The 19,776-nt window shown below is 60.5% G+C and carries 16 protein-coding genes; 10 read left to right on the top strand and 6 right to left on the bottom strand.

The window, feature by feature from the left end:
• Positions 1-543 carry a gluconate 2-dehydrogenase subunit 3 family protein gene (locus ACQY6C_RS06925; protein ID WP_427966706.1) on the bottom strand — a complete coding sequence of 181 codons (543 nt, stop codon included), beginning with the start codon at positions 541-543 and terminating at the stop codon, positions 1-3.
• A gap of 272 nt (positions 544-815) precedes the next feature.
• Here ACQY6C_RS06925 and ACQY6C_RS06920 point away from each other — a divergent pair, with 272 nt between their 5' ends.
• Entirely contained in the window at positions 816-1,499 is a 684-nt protein-coding gene (locus tag ACQY6C_RS06920) for a ThuA domain-containing protein (RefSeq protein WP_427966651.1), read from the top strand.
• Positions 1,500-1,518: 19 nt separating this feature from the next.
• Here the strand turns inward: ACQY6C_RS06920 and ACQY6C_RS06915 are convergent, their stop codons facing one another.
• The 4 genes from ACQY6C_RS06915 to ACQY6C_RS06900 are packed head-to-tail and all read right to left on the bottom strand — an operon-like array spanning position 1,519 to position 5,879.
• On the bottom strand, positions 1,519-2,742 hold the full coding sequence (locus ACQY6C_RS06915; RefSeq protein ID WP_427966649.1) for an MFS transporter: 1,224 nt from the start codon (positions 2,740-2,742) through the stop codon (positions 1,519-1,521).
• Between the two features lie 25 nt (positions 2,743-2,767).
• Complete coding sequence (locus ACQY6C_RS06910) at positions 2,768-3,817, bottom strand: sugar phosphate isomerase/epimerase family protein (protein WP_427966647.1); 1,050 nt, start codon at positions 3,815-3,817, stop codon at positions 2,768-2,770.
• Positions 3,814-4,965, bottom strand: a complete 1,152-nt coding sequence (locus tag ACQY6C_RS06905; RefSeq protein WP_427966644.1) for a Gfo/Idh/MocA family protein — start codon at positions 4,963-4,965, stop codon at positions 3,814-3,816. The genes ACQY6C_RS06910 and ACQY6C_RS06905 overlap by 4 nt, the downstream gene beginning before the upstream one ends.
• Positions 4,962-5,879: a sugar phosphate isomerase/epimerase family protein gene (locus ACQY6C_RS06900; RefSeq protein ID WP_427966641.1), complete on the bottom strand. Its 918-nt coding sequence runs from the start codon at positions 5,877-5,879 to the stop codon at positions 4,962-4,964. Before ACQY6C_RS06900 ends, ACQY6C_RS06905 begins: the two co-directional genes overlap by 4 nt.
• Before the next feature lie 204 nt (positions 5,880-6,083).
• Between ACQY6C_RS06900 and ACQY6C_RS06895 the strand changes: the two genes are divergently transcribed.
• From ACQY6C_RS06895 to ACQY6C_RS06875, 5 genes are all read left to right on the top strand, one after another.
• Positions 6,084-6,656 carry a hypothetical protein gene (locus tag ACQY6C_RS06895; protein WP_427966638.1) on the top strand — a complete coding sequence of 191 codons (573 nt, stop codon included), beginning with the start codon at positions 6,084-6,086 and terminating at the stop codon, positions 6,654-6,656.
• Positions 6,657-6,885: 229 nt separating this feature from the next.
• Positions 6,886-9,981: a TonB-dependent receptor gene (locus ACQY6C_RS06890; RefSeq protein WP_427966635.1), complete on the top strand. Its 3,096-nt coding sequence runs from the start codon at positions 6,886-6,888 to the stop codon at positions 9,979-9,981.
• Between the two features lie 92 nt (positions 9,982-10,073).
• Positions 10,074-10,778: a SapC family protein gene (locus ACQY6C_RS06885; RefSeq protein WP_427966632.1), complete on the top strand. Its 705-nt coding sequence runs from the start codon at positions 10,074-10,076 to the stop codon at positions 10,776-10,778.
• A 2-nt stretch (positions 10,779-10,780) separates the two neighbouring features.
• The gene (locus ACQY6C_RS06880; protein ID WP_427966629.1) at positions 10,781-11,827 is read left to right on the top strand and encodes a cupin-like domain-containing protein; all 1,047 of its coding nucleotides are present in this window, start codon (positions 10,781-10,783) and stop codon (positions 11,825-11,827) included.
• Positions 11,824-13,317 carry a tryptophan halogenase family protein gene (locus tag ACQY6C_RS06875; RefSeq protein ID WP_427966626.1) on the top strand — a complete coding sequence of 498 codons (1,494 nt, stop codon included), beginning with the start codon at positions 11,824-11,826 and terminating at the stop codon, positions 13,315-13,317. Before ACQY6C_RS06880 ends, ACQY6C_RS06875 begins: the two co-directional genes overlap by 4 nt.
• Before the next feature lie 125 nt (positions 13,318-13,442).
• Here ACQY6C_RS06875 and ACQY6C_RS06870 read toward each other — a convergent pair whose 3' ends face one another.
• Entirely contained in the window at positions 13,443-14,414 is a 972-nt protein-coding gene (locus ACQY6C_RS06870; RefSeq protein ID WP_427966623.1) for a helix-turn-helix transcriptional regulator, read from the bottom strand.
• A gap of 374 nt (positions 14,415-14,788) precedes the next feature.
• Between ACQY6C_RS06870 and ACQY6C_RS06865 the strand changes: the two genes are divergently transcribed.
• The 4 genes from ACQY6C_RS06865 to ACQY6C_RS06850 all read left to right on the top strand — a co-directional run bounded on the left by ACQY6C_RS06865 (position 14,789) and on the right by ACQY6C_RS06850 (position 19,749).
• Positions 14,789-15,256, top strand: a complete 468-nt coding sequence (locus tag ACQY6C_RS06865; protein WP_427966620.1) for an META domain-containing protein — start codon at positions 14,789-14,791, stop codon at positions 15,254-15,256.
• A 49-nt stretch (positions 15,257-15,305) separates the two neighbouring features.
• Positions 15,306-18,350 carry a YadA-like family protein gene (locus ACQY6C_RS06860; protein WP_427966617.1) on the top strand — a complete coding sequence of 1,015 codons (3,045 nt, stop codon included), beginning with the start codon at positions 15,306-15,308 and terminating at the stop codon, positions 18,348-18,350.
• 26 nt (positions 18,351-18,376) lie between these two features.
• On the top strand, positions 18,377-19,096 hold the full coding sequence (locus ACQY6C_RS06855) for a hypothetical protein (RefSeq protein ID WP_427966614.1): 720 nt from the start codon (positions 18,377-18,379) through the stop codon (positions 19,094-19,096).
• 80 nt (positions 19,097-19,176) lie between these two features.
• Positions 19,177-19,749 carry a hypothetical protein gene (locus tag ACQY6C_RS06850; RefSeq protein ID WP_427966611.1) on the top strand — a complete coding sequence of 191 codons (573 nt, stop codon included), beginning with the start codon at positions 19,177-19,179 and terminating at the stop codon, positions 19,747-19,749.
• Positions 19,750-19,776 lie beyond the last annotated feature (27 nt).

Here is a 19,776-nt window from a genome sequence, read left to right as displayed (position 1 = left end):
TCAGACCCCTTTAACCGCCCAAGCGCGAGTATCGGGCGTTACTGGTACGTTCGGTTCCCATTGGCCCGGTACGAGTTCGTACCGCAGTTCCTCGGTCGCGCCGGGTTCTGACAGGTAGTATCCCATCAAGGTGAGTTGCCGCAGTGCGCGCCAGTCTTCCTCGCCCTTTGCGTCGTGGGCCGAAAGCATCGCGGTGCGCGTGTCTGGGGCGAGCTCGACGAAACGCTTTCCGCTTTCCGCACGCGCCATATCGTCGATCGTGGTGAGCGCTCTCTGGAACGTTGCCCGGGTTTCGTCCGAAGCCCAGTTGCGCATCATATCGTCGATGAATTGCGGCACGCCTGCTGCCGATGCGCCGGGCGTGTCGGTCTGCGGGATGAGCGTTTCGCAGACAGCATCGAGCAGGGCGAAAGCTTCGGGCTCGAAGAATGGACCGTCCTGCTCGCGCTTCGAGCAGGAGGCGAGTGTGCCGCCGAAAAGACCGCCGCCCACCAGCAGGATTGCTGCTTGCAGGATCTCGCGTCGGCCGGCGCAAATTGACATGCTCAAGTTTTCTCTCCCTTCGCCAGTTCCGGCGGCGCGAACCGTGCCTTTCCGCCAAACGTGGCGGCACGACACGCGTGCGAGGACCCGGCTGGATCGTGGACAGTGCGTGTGTTAGGCGATCGAATTGGACGAACGGCCAGCCCTCGTGGCGTTTGCGCCGCGGATCCAGGGTTGCAATCGAAGTTGAGGGACAAATGACGACGCACGGTTTCGTGAGATTTTTCGCAGCCTTCCTTGCGTTTGCCTGCTTCAATTCTGCCGTAGCGGCGGTGGCGCAAGACAGGCCGAACGTGCTGGTGTTCTCGCATACGACGGGCTGGCGTCACAGCTCGATCGAAACCGGGGTCGAAGCACTGGCGCGCCTCGGGGCCGAGCGCGGCATCGACATTGTGGCGAGCGAGGACCCGGCTCTTTTTGACGGCGATGCGCTCGACGGGTTCGATGCCATCGTGTTTCTCAGCACCACTACGGAGGAAGACGATCCTGCGTCCGAGTGGTTTGTTGGCGAGCGGCGGAAGAAGCTGCAGGATTTCGTCCATCGCGGCGGCGGGATCGTGGGCATTCACGCGGCGGCGGATTCGCATTACGGCTGGCCCTGGTTCGGGCGCCTGATTGGTGCGCGTTTCGCGCGGCATCCTGCCGGGACGCCCGCGGGGCACGTGACTGTGACCGACCCCGACCATCCCGCGACGGCCGGCCTTGAGCCGGAGCTTACCCGGATCGATGAATGGTACTATTTCGAGGACTTCGACCCGACCGTTCATCTGCTTGCCGTGGTCGACCCGCAATCTATCGGGGAATCTGACGTCAATCCCAACCCGATGTCGTGGTCGCATGAATTCGAAGGCGCGCGGGTATTTTACACGGCGATGGGCCATACCGAGGAAAGCTATGCCGACCCGTGGCTCATCCGCCACATTGCCCAGGGATTGGACTGGGTGCTGCAACGATAGGGGCTCGCTCATCTGCAAGTCAGATGCTCCCCTCTGCCACGACCGGCGGATTCTTTCTGCGGTCGCGGAACAGCAGCAGGAAGATCACTGCGGTAATTCCGGCAAATCCGGCGGGCATGAGCCAGAAGCTCTGCCAGTTTGACTCTCCGCCGCTGCCCGTGCCGACCTGAACGGCATTGGCGACATTGGTTCCGACCAGATAGCCGACGCCCCAGGTCATCAGCGCCAGGAACGACTGCGCGCGGTTGCATTCCTCGGCGGCGAAGCGGTTGCCGATCCAGATCGTCGCGGCGACGAAAACGAAGTCGAAGCCCACGCCATGCAATGCCAGGCCGGCATAGACGAGCGGCTCGATCGGGCCGGCGGCAGTGAAGGCATTGGCGAAGATCACATAGCGCACAGCCCAGGCGGCCATGCCGATGAACAGCACGCCCCTGATGCTGAACCAGCGCAGGAACAGCGGGAGAGCCAGCAGGAATGCCACTTCCGAAACCTGGCCGATCGTTTGCGTCGCGGCTGGGTTGGCGACCCCGATATCGTCGAGGAAGGGGTTGGCGTAGACGTTGTAGAACGAGAAGGGGACCATCATCAGCATCGAGCAGACGATCAGAACCCAGAAACTGCGGTCCGAAGTACGGATGGCGTCGAGCCCCAGCAGCGCAGTGACCGAGGGTCGTGCCTCACCAGCGCGTGGAGGCGTTCTGGGCAAAGTGAAGGAATAGACCCCGTAAGCGAGCGACAGCGCGGCAGCGAACAGGATGGGCTGAGCGGTTCTCTCGGCGTCGCCCGGCAGCACAACGCCGACCACCAGCCCGGCAACGATCCAGCCAATCGTCCCGAAAACCCGGATAGCCGGGAATTGCTTCTCGTTGTCGTCGAGCGCGTTGAGCGCAATTGTGTTCGACAATGCGATGGTGGGCATGAAGGCGAGCAACACACCGAGCGTTCCGAGGAACATCAGTCCGGCATCCGCACCGATCATCGTCAACACGAACAGGAGCAGCGCGGCAAACAGGTGCAGGACGCCCATCACCTTCTCGGCAGCGAAATAGCGGTCGGCCAACGCGCCGATGAACAATGGCGCGGCAATGGCAGCCCACCCTTGCGCCGAATAGATCCAGCCGACCGAATCCTGCAGGCCATGATGGGTGAGGTAGGTGGCAAACGGCACAAACCATGCCCCCCACACCGCATATTGCAGGAACATCATCAGCGACAGTCGTGCGCGAAGCCCCCTCTGCATGGCTCTATTCCTCCCCAAAATTGTATCAGTCATTCAGTCCCAGGATGCGCCGGTTGCGCTGCATGTCCGGCGCCGCCCCTGCGAAATCGTCGAATGCCTTGGCGGTCTTTTCGATCATGTGCGATGCGATGAACGGAGCGCCTTCGGCCGCGCCCTGTTCGGGCGATTTCAGGAAGCATTCCCATTCGAGAACCGCCCATCCGTCGTAGCCGTGCTGCGTCAGCCGCGAGAAGATACCGGCGAAATCCACCTGCCCGTCACCCAGCGACCGGAAGCGCCCGGCGCGCTCGCTCCAATCGCCATATCCTCCGTAAACGCCAACCCGCCCGGTCGGCAGGAACTCGGCATCCTTCACATGGAACATGCGGATGCGTTCGTGATAGATGTCGATGAACTCGAGGTAGTCGAGCTGCTGCAATACGTAGTGACTGGGATCATACAGGATGTTGGCGCGCGGGTGATTGTCCACCGCCGCCAGGAAACGCTCCCAGCTAATCCCGTCATGCAAATCCTCACCCGGATGAATTTCGTAACAGGCATCGACGCCGTTCTCGTCGAACACGTCGAGCAGCGGCTTCCAGCGGCGGGCGAGTTCGGCGAAGCCTTCTTCGACCAGTCCCGCCGGCCGTTGCGGCCAGGGATAGACCGTCTGCCACAGCAAGGCCCCGGAGAAAGTGGCATGCGCGGTAAGGCCAAGCCTTTGGCTCGCCCGCGCTGCCATCCGCACCTGCTCGCGTGCCCATTCGGTGCGCGCTTCCGGCCGCCCATGAGTTTCCGCCGGAGCGAAAGCGTCGAACAGCTCGTCATAGGCGGGATGCACCGCCACCAGCTGGCCTTGCAGGTGGGTGGAAAGCTCGGTGATCGCGACACCGGCCTCGGCACAGATCCCGGCGAGTTCGTCGCAGTAGTCCTGGCTTTCCGCCGCCTTGGCGAGATCCATCAGCCTTGCATCCCAAGTGGGAATCTGGATGCCGACATATCCCAGGTCGGCGGCCCATTTGGCCATCGCGGGAAGGCTGTTGTAGGGCGCTTCGTCGCCAGCAAACTGGGCGAGAAATATGGCCGGTCCCTTCATGGTAGCTCCTCGATATTGACCCAGCTAGCGCCGCTTTCGCTGCTGGCATGTGCCGCTTCGACAAAGGCCATATGCGCCATGCCTGCGTCCAGGCCGGCATAGGCTGGCAGGCAGGCCACCTCGCCACGCACCGCAAGCGCGAAGTCGTGATAGATATTGGCGAAGGCTTCCAGATAGCCTTCGGGATGGCCTGAGGGCAGCCGCGTCGCCACCATCGCCGCATCGCCGAGGTATCCGCGATCGACGCCCGGGGTCCACAATTGCTCGGGCTCTCCGCGTCGGGCCAATCGCAGGTGGTTGGGATGCTCCTGTTCCCAGTGCAACGCGCCCCGCTCGCCCCAAATCGAAATGGCCAAACCATTGGCGTCACCCACGCAGATCTGGCTGGCGACCAGCGTTCCGCGACCGCCCCCCGAAAGGTGGAACATAGCCATGCCATCATCGTCGAGCGCGCGGCCGGGAACCGCTGCGCGTAGTTCCGCAGCAATGCGCGTCATTCGCTCTCCGGTCATGAATTCGACCAGATTGAAGGCATGCGTGCCGATATCGCCGAATGCTCCGGCAATACCCGATCGCGCCGGGTCGGTCCGCCATTCGGCCTGCTTGCCCACGCCGTCTTCGGCGCGCGCCAGCCAGCCTTGCGTGTAGCGCACGGCCACGCGCCGAACCGCTCCCAACTCGCCCGATTCCACCAGTTCGCGCGCCTGCCGGACCATTGGATAGCCAAGATAGGTATGCGTGATGCCCAACAGCGCGCCGGTGCGACGGGCCGCCTCCAGGATCTGTCTGGCTGCCGCCATCGTATCGGCGAGCGGCTTGTCGGTCAGCACGGGAAAGCCTGCCTCCATGGCCGCGATCGCAGCTGGAGCATGGACATGGTTCGGTGTGACGATGGCGACGAACTCTGCCCGTTCGCTTTCGGGCAGGGCAAGTTCGCCTGCGATCATCGCCTCATAATCGTCATAGGTCCGCTCCGGCGCGAGACCCACTGCAGCGCCGGACCGTCGCGCCTTTTGCGGATCAGCAGAAAGCGCGCCAGCGACCAGGCGGCAATTGCCTGCGATTGCCGCGGCTGTGCGGTGAACCGGGCCGATGAAAGCCCCCTCGCCGCCGCCGATCATTGCATAGCGTACAGGACCCATCGTCATATGACCTCTCGCAAGAAGGCAAGGCTTTCGCCCATCTGGTCAATGACCGGCCGGGTGAAGGGAGCTTCCTGCTCAACGAACCAGCTGGCGATCGGTGCCCTTCGGGCCGCGGCCAATACCGCCTGCCAGTCGATCGTGCCGGAACCGATATGTACCGTGGTCAGATCGTCTGCGATCGTGTGAGGTGTTCGCTGCGCTGTTGCGATGTCCTTGATGTGGAGCAGTTCGATACGCTCTGCGTGGTGGTCGATCACTTCAGCCGGATCGAGCCCCGCTGCCGCCACCCAGCCGAGGTCGAGTTCGAACGCGACCAGCGCGGGATCTGTCAGGCGCAGCAGCTCATGAAAGGCAAGCACTCCATCGTAGCGGAGGAATTCGGCCGGATGGTTGTGATAGGCAAAGCGCATCCCCATCGCCTTTGCGGCTGCGCCGATTTCGTTCATGCGCAGGGCATTCTCGCGCCAGTCGGCGAGCGTCATCGCGGCCGCGGAGGCACGTATCCAATCCAGCGCAGGATCAAACGCCGCTCTGGAAGATGGCGAGGACGCTACGAAATGGCGGACGCCCACAGCCTGCGCCTGATCCAGCTTGGGCTGGTATTCCTCCATCAAGTCGCGCATCGAGAAGTGGCAGGAAACCGGATCGAGTCCCGCAGCGCGGACCCGTGCGCCGAAATCTTCGGGTGCGAGATCCTGCCAGCCCGCCGCTTCGATACGCCTGTATCCCAGGGCATGCATGCGCATGAGCGTGCCATCGAAGTCGCGCGCCAGCTCGTCCTGGACTGCCCACATCTGGAAACCCGGGGGAAGCGCCAATGGATTGCCCAGCGGTTCCGCCGATAGCGGCCGCGGGCCGACCATTGTCATGCCTGCAAGGGCTGCGCTGCCGCGCAAGAGCGACCGGCGATCGATCATGGCAATCCTCTCTTCCGAGGCCTTCCCATCTGGTGGCCTCCTTTTCACTAGACGCATTGGTATCGCTACCACGTCCGGTCTGCAACCAATTTGGAATCTCGACCGGTGCGACTGCGTGGGAAAGCTGGCCGTTGATCTCCTTCCCGGGAAGGAATTCAGCCTTGTTGCCTTACGCGCTCGTCAGGCAACTGCTGCCAAGCAGCAGTGTTACAAAATCAGGACCTTGAAGCCTCGTCAGGTGCTTTTCTCGCCCCGCTCTCATCACGAATAATCGCCATTGCAGGCACACCTTCTGAGGTGGAATTGGCCGCAATATCGATGGGGAAAGATTGCCTCGGCACAGAGCAGATCGCGTGGGCCGAATCTGCATCTGTCTGCTTGATGGATGCGGCGAAGCTTGCCGGCATCACCCTTGAGTCGCCAGGCCCAACAGAGACGAATCGGCAAATTACTGCCGCGTCGAATGTCGTCTTCGCACCGGCCATCTCGACCGCTGACACGGGCGATGCGCTTGGCAGGGCAGCCGAAAATTGCAGCGGGGCAAGCGCGGCAATTTACCGATTCTTGGGCGCGATCGTGGTCCAGGATGCATTGGTTTTGGCCATGACCACCGCCCTCGCAGCGCTCGATTCCGTGGCACAATATCTTCCCGCCCGACATCGCATATCAATTCATCAGACTAATAATGCGCGCGGCCGTGTTGCGAACATCGCCCGGTCCAAAATCGAATCGGCGTCCAGGGAGGTGCACATTTCTCACCGGCAAATATGTCGATAGTTTTGCGGGGTGGTGCAATCGGGCTGGAACCTGCAATGGGCCCAGTTGCAGAGCCGAACACAACTGACGTCGAATGCAGGCGCAATTCTGCAACTAGCGCTCGCGCGAATGCTTGCACAATCGCATTTAGCCATTGACATCTGAACGCAATAACCACTAGGCACGAAATCGGCGCGAAAATGGTAGCGCTACCAAAATTCGGCAGGAAGCCGAAAGTGGGGAGGATGAAATGATTGGTTTATCAATGCGCGCTGGCGCAACTCGTACCGTGTCCGCAATTGCTATCGCAGCCAGCCTTGTTGGCGCCTCAAGCGTTGCAGCCCAGGATGAGAGCGTTGGCGAAGATGGCGCATCTGCTCAGCAAGACGGCAACGTTATTATCGTATCTGGGATTCGCGCATCGCTCGATCGCTCGATCGACCTGAAGCGGAATTCCTCGGGTGTGGTCGACGGTATTTCGGCTGAAGAAATCGGCAAGTTCCCCGATACCAACCTTGCCGAGTCGCTCCAGCGTATCACCGGTGTCTCGATCGACCGCGTGAATGGCGAAGGATCGAAGGTTACCGTCCGCGGCTTTGGCCCTGGCTTCAACCTCGTGACTCTTAACGGTCGCACACTGCCGACCGCGAGCATCGCCTCTGTCGGTCAGGATCAGAACGGCGACTTCGTTTCGGGCACGACCCGATCATTCGACTTTGCGAACCTCGCTTCGGAAGGCGTTGGGCGTCTCGAAGTGTACAAGACCTCGCGTGCAGCGGTTCCCGGTGGCGGCATCGGTGCGGCGATCAATATCGTGACCCGCCGACCGCTGGATGCGCCTGAAGGCATCAGCGGCTCGATCGGTGCCAAGGCCCTTTATGATGGTTCGGATACTTTCGATCACTCGCGCGTCACGCCTGAGGTTTCGGGCCTGGTCAACTGGACAAATACTGATGCCACATTCGGTGTCGGTCTCTTCGGCAGCTACCAGAAGCGCAACAATTCGGCCGTGTCGGAATCGGCCAATGATTGGAACATCCTGCCTTACAGCCAGTTTGCCGGGACAACGACCTTCCGCCGTGCTGACGGAACCACCACCGTCACCAATCCGCCGGCCGATCCGGAAACGCTGATCGCAATACCCAACGACACGCGTTACCACTATTCGGAGTTCCAGCGTGAGCGGATCAACGGGCAGCTGACGCTTCAGTTTGCGCCGTCAGACCGGCTTACGGTGACAGCCGATGCGACCTATTATCGCAACGAAGCCGAAGAGCAGCGGACCGACCAGACCACCTGGTACAACCGCCCGTTCGACGCGATCGAGTTCGACGGCAATGATCAGGTAGCGACTGCGATCTTCATCGACGACGTCATCAGCTCGCCCAAGGATGGCGGCTTCGAACAGCAGTATCGTGCCACCAAGGACGAACTCGTTTCGCTTGGCCTCAATGTCGATTTCGAGGTTTCGGACAACCTGACGCTGATCCTCGACGGCCACCATTCGGAAGCCAAGGCCAGGCCGAACAACCCGCTCGGTCACACCTCCACCCTGTTTGCGCTCGCGCAGAAAGGCATCGTGGACCAGGGTCTGCGGATCGTCGACGGCTTCCCTCAGCAGTTCATCACTTTCGATGACTCGACCAACGGGAACAACAACGGCGTTCTCGACATCCCCGATCTCGGAACCCAGGTGGCTCGCAGCCAGACTGCATTCCAGGAACAGACCGTCGACGAAGTGCGTCTCGACGGCGTTTGGGAAATGGGTGATGATGATCGCGTCCAGTTCGGCGCGAGCTATCGTTCGGCCGGCATGTCGAGCCGCACGACCAGCACTTACAACGCCCTGGGCGATTGGGGTGTCGGCAGTGTAGGCGACATCGCAGCGACTGCGCCGGATGCGGTGACGCCGTTCTGCCTTGTTTGCCAGTGGAAGGATTTTGACACGGGCATCTCGCCAAGCGATCCGCTTGCGACGGCTTTCCGGGGTGACGCGACGGCGCTCTACACGGCCTTCAACGTTCCCGGCACCGTCAACGGTACCAGCAACAATCGCGTGAACGAGGACATCTGGGCGGTTTATGGCCAGGTCGAACTCAACACCGAACTGATGGGCCGACCGGTCAATGTGGTTGCGGGTGTGCGATACGAACGCACCAGTTCCGAATCGATCACGCTTCAGGGCGTTCCCCAGAGTATCAACTGGGCTGCGGACAACGACTTCGTCGCTGTTCTTTCTGCCGACGAGCAGCCGGTCACCGGTGATAACACTTACGACCACATCCTGCCGGCGCTCGACTTCTCGATCGACATCACAGACGATCTCAAGGGTCGCGTGTCCTTCGGGCGCACAATCGCCCGTCCGGACTTCGGTTCGCTGTTTGCCTCGACCAACCCAGGCAATCCGAACCGTCCGACGGCGCTTGGCGGCGTCCCCGGTGGCAACGCTGGCAACCCGCAGTTGATACCGCTGGTGTCGGACAACTTTGACGCCAGCCTGGAATGGTACTTCGCCCCGTCCAGCTATTTCTCTGTCGGTTTCTTCGACAAGCGGGTGAAGAACTTTGTCGGCACGGGTCAGGTTACTCAGGAACTGTTCGGTCTGCGTGACCCGAGTTCTGGCGTTGACGGCACGCGGTCAGGCCAGGCTCTGCAGTATCTCCAGGATAACGGCCTCGACCTTTCCGACGTCAATCTGTTCACGCTGTCGGCGCTGATCGACCAGTTCGGCTATGCCGACGCGGTTACCCAGTTCAACGCCAATCTCGGTGCGAACGGGCTGGACCAGCAGTTTGTGGACGATATCCTCGGTGCTTACGACCTCGTGGGTAATGCGGATGATCCGCTCTACCAGTTCCAGGTGCAACAGCCGGTCAACAGCGAGGATGCGCACATCTACGGTGTGGAAATCGCCGGTCAGTACTTCCTGGGCGATACCGGGCTGGGCGTTGCGGCGGCTTACACGCTGGTTCGCGGCGATATCGGTTACGACATCACCGCTCCGACAAATGCCGACCAGTTCGCGCTGCTCGGCCTGTCGGATACGTTCAACGCCTCGCTCATCTACGAGAACTACGGAATCTCGGCGCGCCTGACCTACAATTGGCGCGACACCTTCCTGTCGAACAACAGCCGCGGTTCATCGCGTAACCCGGTGTTCGTGGATGCCTACGATCAGCTTGATCTCAACGTCAGCTATGACGTTACCGACAACATCTCGCTGTCGTTCGAAGGGATCAATCTGACTGGATCGAACGTAAAGACTTACGCTCGAACGAAGAACCAGCCCTGGTTCATCGTCGATGGTCGTCCGCGTTACTACGTGGGTGCCCGGTTCCGCTTCTGATTTCCTGAAGCCAGATGAACAAGGAAGGGCCGTTGCCGATCAGATGCGGTGACGGCCCTTCTCATTCAATCGCAATACTGTAGGCTCCAGCCATGCAGACAGCCATTCTCGACAATGTCACTCATGCCAGCCTGAGGCTGCGGCGCGGAGCCGGTGCGGAGTTTGGTGACCCGGCCGGCCAGGTCGCCGTGTTCCTGCCGGAGCTTGCGCAAGTGCAGCGCGAATATCCGATCCTGTTCACCCGCGATGATAGCGGGATCGCCACTCCAATTGCCATCATCGGGCTCGAACCGGATGAGGTTCTGTTTGTGCAAGAGGGAACATGGGATGCCCGCTATGTACCCGCTCTGGTCCGCAAAGGACCGTTTCTGCTGGGTGCAGCGGGAAGCGATGATCCGGTGGTGCACATCATCCTCGATCACCCCAAGGTTACCGAAGATGAGGAGGGTTCCGATCCGCTATTCCTTCGCCACGGCGGCAACAGCCCTGTGCTGGAGGAGGCGCTTGAAGCCCTGCGCATGATTCACACGGGCCTCGATGCAACGCGTCACATGTCAAAGGCGCTCGACGATGCAGGGCTCATCCAGCCGCTGGCGCTAAACGTTCAGATTTCCGATTCCAAAGCCGTCAAGTTCGACAATTTCCATGCAATTTTGCCGGAAGCGATCCAGGATCTCCCCGCAGACGAGGCAGCGAAACTCCACGGCGCGGGTTTCCTTGCCCCCGCTGTGTTGATCGCACATTCGCTCGGCACTCTGAATGACCTCGTACGGCGCAAGAGGATGCGCGACGGATAGGCATGGCAGGCAAGGCTCTCCACCGGATGCCCGAAGCGGATTGTGTCGAAGAATCATCGGCGCCTATGCCGCGCGGCGAAGAGCTCGACCGATTCATTGCGGAAACCATGCGCCCGATTGTCTTCAGGGGCGCTGGAGCCGAACTTCCAATAGTTCGCCATTCTCTCTCTTCCACCGACAGCGTGATGCAGTACCTGCAGGAAAAATGGTCTGGGAGAGCCTTGACCGTCTACCGCGTTGCTGCCGCGGCCAATGGCCGCTTTCACTACAACCAAAACCTCGATGGCTTCAATTTCGCGGCATCGAAGGAAGCTCTCGATCCGATATTGCGCGAAATCGCCGCCGTGCCGGAAGAAACGATTTACGTCGGTTCAACCGATCTTGAGTTGTTCTTCCCTGGGCTTTGGGCAGAAAACGATCCGGGCCTGGAGGGCGTCGTCGACGAGAACTGCGCTCCGGTGGTCGGAAGCCTGTGGATGGGCAATCGCACGGTCACTTCCGCGCATTATGACCTATCCAACAATTGTGCGCTTTGTGCCGCCGGCCGCAGGCGGTTCACCTTGTTTCCACCCGACCAGATCGGTAATCTCTATCCCGGTCCGCTTGAGCCAACGCCGGGCGGGCAGGTCGTCAGCATTGTGGATTTTGCAGCTCCCGATTTCGCGCGGTTCCCGCGCTTTGCGGAAGCCCTTGAAAACGCGCAATCGGTCGTGCTCGAACCCGGGGACATTCTGGTCTATCCGGCGATGTGGTGGCACCAGGTCGAAGGGCTGGATGATTTCAACATCCTGCTCAATTGGTGGTGGAACCAGGTTCCCGACTTTGTCGACACGCCGCAACTTACCCTGATGCACGCCATGCTATCGATACGGCAGAGACCGCAATACGAGCGGGAAGCGTGGAAGGCGATATTCGACCACTATATCTTCGGCGACACCGGTGATGCCAGCGACCACTTGCCCGATCATATCCTTGGCCCGCTGGGTAAGATGGACGCGATGTTCGCACGCCGCCTGCGCGCCATGCTGACGCGAAGGATGCAGCGATGAGCGGACCCAAACCCACGCGCGTGGTGATAGCCGGCGGCGGCACGGCAGGGTGGATCGCCGCTTGCGGGCTGGCCCGGCAACTGGGCAAGCTGGTCGAAGTCACACTGGTCGAAAGCGATGCTATTCCCACCATCGGCGTCGGCGAAGCAACTATTCCAACCGCCCGCAGCTTTCACGAATATCTGCGCATCGACGAGCGCGCATTCATGTCGTCGACCGGTTCGACCTTCAAGCTCGGTATCAGGTTCGACGACTGGGGCGCACTGGGCGACAGCTACATGCACAGTTTCGGCACGTTCGCGATGCGCAACTGGGTCGCCGAGTTCCAGCATTTCTGGCTGGAAGGGCGCGAGCTGGGTGTCGATGCGCCAATCGGCGCTTACTGCCTCGAGCACGAAGCCGCGCTCGCACACAAATTCACCACCGAGGGTAATCCTCAGCCGAGCTATGCCTATCATCTGGACGCAGGACGCTACGCAGCCTTTCTGCGTGCAGTTGCGGAGCGTGATGGCGCAAGACGGATCGAAGGGCGGATCGAGACGGTCGAGCAAGACCCTGAGACGGGCGATATCGCTGCGCTCTTGCTGGACCACGGGCAACGCGTCGAAGGTGACCTGTTCATCGACTGTACCGGTTTCCGCGCGTTGCTAATCGGCGAAACTCTCGGCATTGGCTATGAAGACTGGAGCCATTGGCTACCTACAGACGGGGCATGGGCTGTCCAGACCGAGAACACCGATGCTCCGGCGCCCTATACGGTTGCCGCTGCGCATGATGCAGGTTGGCAATGGCGCATTCCGCTTCAGCACCGAACCGGGAATGGGCTGGTCTTTGCAAGCGAGTATCTCGAGCCCGATGCGGCTCGCGAGAGACTGCTCGGCAATGTAACCGGCGAGCTGCTCAACGATCCGCGGCTTATTCGCTTCAAGACCGGGCGCAGGCAGACGATGTGGTCCAGGAACTGCCTGGCGATGGGGCTTTCTTCGGGGTTTGTCGAACCGCTGGAATCCACCAGCATCCATCTCATGATGATCGGAGTGACGCGACTGATCCAGCTCTTCCCGTTCGGCGGGATCACCCCGGCTTTGCGGGATCGCTGGAACGAACTTTCGCTCCGCGAACTCGAGCATGTGCGCGATTTCATCATCCTCCACTATTACCTGACCCAGCGCGACGATTCCGATTTCTGGCGCAGTCGGTCGGCGATGGAAGTCCCCGCAAGCCTTGAAGCCCGTATCGAGAATTTTTCGGAACAGGGGCAGGCTTGGCAAGAATCGCTCGAACTGTTCCGCACCGAAAGCTGGATTTACGTGTTTCTTGGCCAAGGCCTGGCACCCCGGCAATGGCACCGCCTGGCGAGCCTGATGAACTCAGATCGCCTGAAGCAAGCGTTGGCACAGCAGCGAGACGCCATTTCGGCGCAAGTGGCGGCGATGCCTTCGCATGGCGACTTCGTCAGCTCCTATGCGCCTGACAACAGGCCTGCCTGAGCGCGCAAGAGGACGCGAGGGCCGGCCAGCCAAGCTGGCAAAGTGGGCATGACAAGCAGTCGAGGATTTGGCTTCACGGCAGCTTGTCGCCATGTCGATCACGCTATTGCGCCGGACTGCTGGCTCTAGCCGTCGTGGGTGCGCCATTGGGTTGGAGTGCAACCGTACCAATCCCGAAATGCCCGGGCGAAGCTTGAGCTATGGCTGAAGCCCAGGGTCTGCGCGATGCCGGCAATAGAGCTGGTGCCTGCGCTCAGCATCTCGACGGCGAGTTCAGCCCTGATCTCGTCCGCGACCTGCTGGAAAGTGATTCCTAGGTCAGCGATGCGCCGCGCCAGAGTCCTCTCCGAAATGCCCTCGGCTTTGGCGATTTCCTTCAGCCGGGGAACGCGGTGTTCGCTTTCGATGACCGTGCGGAGCGCCGACTTTAGCCGTGACGGGGACAGGGATTCCTGGTGGAAGGCAATTCGAGCTTCGAGCCATTCTTGCTCGCTTGCCCATGCAACCGGATCGTGGCTCCCGTTTCGGGCCATGCTCCATTGCTTCGGCAGTCTCAGCCGCGTTGAGCTGGAGTTCGGGTGAATCTCGTATTCCCCGGCTTCGATCAGAACTCCATGCCAGGAGGGAAGCCCACCGCGGATGGACAGTTCGGCTCGACCGGGCGCGTCGCAAATATAGGGAGCTGGCTCGAAAACCTTGGCGATGTGCAGCAGATAGGTCGCAGCTGTGATTTCCATGAACTCGCCCACGATCCCCAGATCTTCGCTAACGCTGACGCGAATTCCAAAATCATCATCACCCTGCTCTACCTCGAAGCGGACAATGTAATTCTCGATTGCCAGAGCCCTGACAAGGAATTTGATCGCGGAATCGACGTCAGGCGCGCTGCGTAGCCTGTCGAAGGTTCGCGGTACGAGCTGGAAATGGAGCGGGCCTGTAACGCTGGCGAGCAGTTTTTCGGGCCCAACATGGTCAAGAAAATTGCCCAGAATGAGCAAATCGTCAGCCAGGCCGATCTTGCGGGGAAGCGCGGCGCCCGCCTTGAGCGATGTGCCATCGAATATCCATGCGGGCCAGCCAAGGTCGCTACCCCACATACGATAGATGCCGCTGGCTACTTGCCGATCGGCAATGTCCGCAACCTTCGGCAGGATACTCGATACAAGCGTTCGATATTTGGGTAGCCTGCCGTGCAAGGTTCGATCCTATCCAATCGCTAAATGGTTTCCATGCCTCAAGGGCAGCGATGACCGGGCCGGGAATGGCCAGGCGTCAATTTGGATGCGAACCGATCTGTTCTTCGATGTCGAACCTCTTGCGGGTCCGCCTTCAACTTACCCCGTCAGCGCCTCAATTGATTGCCAAAAATGGCATGAATTGCAAACCCGGAGTCAGCAAATAGTCGTAGCCGCTTATCGGCCCGCCCACTAGTTTTATTCTACAAATCGCAACGTGGGTGGTGTCGAGTTACATGAAAAATCATCTGGCAGCGGCTGCGCTGGCATGCACTTGCCTTGCCGCCTGTACGACCCAATCGGAAGCTCCCCCGGTCAATGTCCCCTTTGCCGGGTTGGAGGGGACTAGCTGGCAACTTGTTGGCATCGAATCGATGGCCGATGCCCAGCCAGCCAGGCGGCCGGACGATTCGAGCAAATACATTCTCACATTCGGCGCGGAAGGCCGGGTCATGGCACGGCTGGACTGCAATCGCGGCACCGGCATCTGGCGAAACGACATTTCCAACGCGACAGGCGGCACGCTGGCCTTCGGGCTCATGGCGGTGACCAAGGCGCTGTGCCCCGAGCCGACGCTCGGCGAGGTGCTTGAACGCCAGCTTCCGTACGTCCGCACATTCATCATCCGCGACGGGCATCTTCACATGGCGCTGATGGCCGATGGCGGGATAATCGAATGGAAACCAGCCAAGACTCCGCGCTAGCTTTGGTGTTATATTCGGTTTCCTTTTCACTGCGTTAGAAGGACAGCTCATGTCACAGAAATCCTGCAATTCTCTCCGCATTTCGGCTCTCACCGGCACCGGCCTGATTGCTCTTGCCATGGCATATTCCGCACCTGCTTCGGCGGGTCCGGTCACCTGCGACACCGGAACGGGGACTGACAGCTTCGAGTGCGGAGTTGCCGGTACCACCACTGACGGAAACAACAGTTCGGTTGCAGTGGGCAAGGCTGCCACGTCGACAGGCGAGTTTTCGACTGCTGTGGGCTCGAATGTATCTGCGGGTGCAGGCGCAACAGCGATCGGCCACAGCTCAGATGCAATCGCGCTCGATTCCATCGCGATTGGCCATGAGGCGAATGTTACGGCGACGTCGGTCGAGGCCATCGCAATTGGTCGCGGGACTACTGCCAGCGCTATCGACGCGATTGCGCTTGGGGCATTCAGCGAAGCAAGTACGGCGGGTGCGAACGCCTTCGGCCACCAGGCAACGGCCGGCGGAGTGGATTCGATTGCATTCGGGACCAATACCGCCGCAACACATTCGAATACGGTTGCGTTGGGCAATGGCGCACAGGCTACCGCAGTCGACGCAATTGCGGCCGGGCACCTGGCGGCAGCTTCAGGAGTAAACGCGATAGCAACAGGCAACCAGGCGGATGCCTCGGGGGAAAATGCCATTGCGATCGGCTTCAATACAACTGCGTCTGCCACTGACACGATTGCGATCGGCAACGGTGCGAGTTCTACATTCGATAACGGCATTGCGATTGGCGATGGAACGAGCGTGACAAACCAATTTGGCGTTGCCATTGGCGGTGCCAGTACGGCGGCATTTAGCGCGACGGCCGTGGGCGACAACGCGCAGGCGACCGGAGAAGATTCAGCAGCCTTTGCATCCAACAGTAAAGCAAGCGGCGATAGCAGCCTTGCCCTTGGCCATACTGCGGTTGCGTCGGGTGCAAGTGCGATTTCGCTTGGCAGCGCCTCGGTTGCATCTGGGGCGGAATCGACCGCATTGGGCACTTCGGCTAGCGCGACCGGAACGAGTTCGCTGGCTGCTGGCCGTTTCGCTGACGCGAGCGGACTACATGCTGTTGCGCTGGGCGATGGAGCTGACGCGTCGGGCGAGAGTTCAATTGCGACAGGCGATCACGCGGATGCCTCGGGCCTGAGCTCGGTTGCTACGGGCGATCATGCAGACGCCTCAGGCCAATATGCGCTGGCAATCGGCTTCAATACAACTGCCTCTGGTACTGATGCGATTGCGATCGGCCGGGGTTCCAATGCTGGTTCAGGCAACAGTATCGCGCTTGGCGAAAGTGCAACTTCGACCGGCTCGTTCGGCATTGCAATTGGCGGAGCAAGTATCGCGGGCGAAGCTGCGACAGTCGTGGGTGACGCAGCCGAGGCAACTGGCGAAAGGTCCAGCGCCTTCGGAGGTAACGCGGTGGCAAGCGGAATTTCCAGTACCGCAGTTGGTTCATTTTCCTCTGCTTCGGGCACAGCCTCCACGGCTGTCGGGGAGAACGCGAAGGCGAGTGGAACGAGCGCGACGGCTCTTGGCAGTGATGCGGATGCAAGCGGATCGAGTGCGGTTGCCTTGGGAGAGTTTGCGGATGCAAGCGGAGACAGGTCGCTTGCCGCCGGTTACTTCGCAGATGCAAGCGGGCTTCATGCTGTGGCGCTTGGCGACAATGCCGACGCCTCGGGCGAGCGCTCGATTGCGTTGGGCAACAATGTCGATGCGACGGCCGAGCGTGCGGTCGCCATCGGCGAAGGGTCCACCGCATCGGGCCTCTATTCGATGGCGTTAGGGTATGATGCCACGGCTTCTGCGGAGGGTTCGGTAGCGCTGGGCAACGGCTCGATTGCTGACCAGGCTAACACTATCTCTGTGGGCGCAGTCGGCAGCGAACGTAGGATCGTGAATGTGGCCGATGGTGTCGATGCGCATGACGCGGCCACCGTCGGCCAACTTGGGACCGCCATTGCCAACGTCAATGCAGTTGCTGCCGGTCAGGCGACGCAGATCGCCGGCCTTCAAACCCAGGTGGCAACCAATGTTGCCGACATTGCTGACCTCGACACACGGGTCACGACCAACGAGAGCAATATTGCCGCCAATACAGGCGCGATCTCGGCAATCGACGGGCGAGTGACGACTCTCGAATCCGGCACGGCAACGAATGGCGCCGCCATTGCGGCGCTCGATACGCGTGTGACGACCAACGAAGGCAATATCGCCACCAATACTGGCGCGATTGCTACGAACACCGCCAATATTGCCACCAACGCTGGTGGCATCGCCACAAATGCTGGCAATATCGCGACCAATACCGGGGCGATAGCCGGTCTCGATACAAGGGTGACTGCAAACGAAGGCGAAATCCTCGCCATCGGCAATCTGATCGTCAACCAGAAGAACGGCGGTTTCACCTCGACCAACGAAGCGGGTTCCGGTGTGCCGGTTGCCTCCGGAAAGGATGCTTCCGCCGGCGGATCCGGTGCGGTAGCTTCAGGCAACAAGTCGCTCGCGGTTGGCAACGGCAGCCAGGCCAGCAAGACCGGTTCGGTCGCGCTTGGGTATCAGGCGACCTCATCTGGTACGAGTTCGGTCGCCATCGGTGAAAACTCGACCGACGATGGCGAGGCCAATGTCGTGTCGGTGGGCAGCACTGGCAACGAACGCCGGGTGACGCATGTCGCGGCCGCGGTGAACAGCACCGATGCCGTCAACCTGGGACAGCTTTCGAGCTCGCTCGACCAGCTGATGGCTTCCTCGAATGCCTATACCGACCTGCGCATTCTGGAGGTCGATGCCGATATTCGCGACCTGCGGCGGGATTCGGAGGGCGGCACAGCAGCGGCCATGGCGCTTTCGGCCATCCCACAGTCTTACCAGCCGGGAATGGGCGTCATCGGCGGCGGCGTGGGTGTCTGGCAGGGTGAACAGGCCATCGCGGTGGGCGTTTCCAAGTCGGACCCAGAGGGCAAGTTCGTATTCAAGGTAGGCGGCACCGTAACAAGCCGCGGCCAGGCGGGAGCTAGCGCGGGCGTCGGGTTCGCATTCTGAAACGAGCAGGAGTGAAGGAAATGAACATGAAGAAGATGATTTGCTACAGTGTCGGGGCAGCGATTGCCTTTACCCCGATCGGTGCACTCGCTGAAACTCCGAGCGACGTCGATGACCTGATCGGGGCAAGAGGCCGTAGCTTCGACCCCGAAATGGGCAGCCGTGGCTATGAATTCGTCAAGAAGGAAGGCGAAGCCCAGTATTGGTGGAACAGCCACACCAAGACCTGCGTGGCTGCGACCATCGCCAATGGCCGTGTCGATACGCTCAACACTCAAGGCAAGAGCAAATGCGGCCATGGAGGAAGCTCGGCGGCCGGTATCGTTGCCGGTGCGGCGGCAGTTGGCCTGATCGCGGCGCTCACGCATCATCACAAGCATGACGATTCGCGCAACACTTCCGAATACAACACTGAATATGAGCGCGGGTACAATGACGGCATGTACGGCAGCCACTATTCGAAGCATGATTCAGAGGCCTATCACTCCGGCTACATGGCTGGCGAGACAGAGCGCAACAATCGCAAACATTCCAACAGCGTTCTGGTCCGGGGCGCACCTGCTGAGGCGCAGAACGCCTGCAAGGAACGCGGCGACGAATATTGGGGTGTCCCTTCGGGAAGTACCGTACCTGTGAGCGTGTTCAAATATGACAACGGGCCCTACGAAATCACCGTTGCATCGGGCCATCGCCGTGCTTCGTGCACAGTGAACCGACACGGGCAGGTCAGCGGTTTCGCGGAATAGGTTGGGTCGCGGCGCGGAGCCCCCAACGCTCCGCGCCGAACCCTAAAACATGCACGCATGCGGCGAGATTGGATCTTGATATGAAAAGAATGAGAATTGCGAGTGGAGTTGCTGTCGCAAGCCTGTTTCTCGGCGCTTGCTCTCAAGAGGCTCCAGCGCCCGGAGAGGCTGCTGGTGAGGAAACTGCGGCAGCGAGCAACGACAATGGCACGTCTGCTGCCGAGACCGAGATCGCTTCTGCGGATGATCAGGCGGAAGCTGCTGGAAGCTCGACCGCCGCGACAGTGAGCACAGCCGACGAGGCCGAAGTGATCGATGGCATCACCAACAAGCGACTTTCGTTTGCGCCAGGAACATCTTCGGCACGTATCGAGGGATCGATCACAGGCTATGAAACGGTCGACTACCTTCTCAATGTTCGAGCGGGCCAGTCGATGAACATCTCCATGGCGAGCAAGAATACGGCCGCATATTTCAACCTGCTCGAGCCGGGTGAAACCGAAGTCGCGGTCTTTAACGGTTCGATTAGCGAAAACATGTTCGAAGGCGTTGCTGCCAAGAGCGGCGACTACCGGATCCGCGTGTATCTTTATCGCAATGCAGCCCGCCGTGGCGAAAAGGCCGAATACGCGCTCGAAGCGGCAGTCAGTTAACTCCCACGTATCTTATCGAGGAGATTG

This window comes from Altererythrobacter sp. (assembly GCF_050299635.1).
Taxonomy (GTDB): domain Bacteria; phylum Pseudomonadota; class Alphaproteobacteria; order Sphingomonadales; family Sphingomonadaceae; genus Erythrobacter.
Note: the sequence above shows the minus strand (reverse complement) of the source record. Positions and strands in the feature narration are given on the sequence as shown.